This window comes from Sulfolobus sp. B1 (genome assembly GCF_007050195.1).
Classification (GTDB): Archaea; Thermoproteota; Thermoprotei_A; order Sulfolobales; family Sulfolobaceae; genus Saccharolobus.
Genome location: NZ_QIMI01000303.1, coordinates 1 through 820, shown reverse-complemented (window position 1 = coordinate 820; position 820 = coordinate 1). Strand labels below are relative to the sequence as shown.

General features: G+C 33.2%; 1 protein-coding gene and 1 pseudogene. One reads left to right on the top strand and one right to left on the bottom strand.

The window, feature by feature from the left end; all coding sequences use genetic code 11:
* Positions 1 to 257 (top strand): annotated as a pseudogene (locus DMP16_RS11150) (hypothetical protein); the annotation flags it as partial.
* On the opposite strand, the gene DMP16_RS10330 reads toward DMP16_RS11150, so the two are convergent.
* On the bottom strand, positions 254 to 820 hold a 567-nt coding region (locus DMP16_RS10330; protein WP_143577227.1), incomplete at its 5' end, for a lysine exporter LysO family protein. The pseudogene DMP16_RS11150 and the gene DMP16_RS10330 overlap by 4 nt on opposite strands.

The following is an 820-nucleotide window of genomic DNA, read 5'->3' as shown; positions in this document are numbered from 1 at the left end:
ATGATGTAAATACTTCTTTTTATAAGGGATACGTTGAGATAGACAACTCTTCTATAGAAATAAATCTAGTTTATCGTGATGGAGTTCTCTATAAAATAAATGGATCCAGTAACAATATAATGCTTTATGTTACGCTAATTAATAGTTCAAGTAACTCTGCGATAAGAACCCACGTATATGATTATCTTCCCTTAATAGTAGTATTAGCAGTTATAATAATTGCAATAATAGTTTTAGTAAAGATTGGAAAAATCTAAAGGAGAAGCGGTAATATAATTGGTATAGCGAAAGTTAATAAAAAACCCGTTATCATCGCGGTAATAGCGTACTCTTTACCTAACGTTTCGACATAAAGAGGAAGCGTAGTATCCATTGCTGTAGCTCCACCTACTGCTATTGCAGACTTAGGTTCAAATCTCAGCCTTAACAATAGAGGTACAAATACGTAAGTCAGCTGTTCTCTTAAGAAATTTATAAGAAACGCTAAAGTACCTAAATAAGGGTTGACTTCTAAAGCTACTAATGGACCCACATAACTATACCATCCACTAGCTAGTGATATAACTAATGAAACATTTATGGGTGCTACGTGCATTAAAAATAATAAGGCTCCTATGATAACATCTCCTATAACTGTTATAAGTATGGATAATAAGGCATCTTTTCCACCGTCTATTATTAACTTGATATTGAACTCTTTACCCATAATATAGCCAAGTATGGAAGCCAATGCGTACAGTTCATAGTTTATTATGCCCACTAAGAATAATCGATTAACACGTATGAATACCCCTATTATCCATCCTAGAATGAAAGGGAT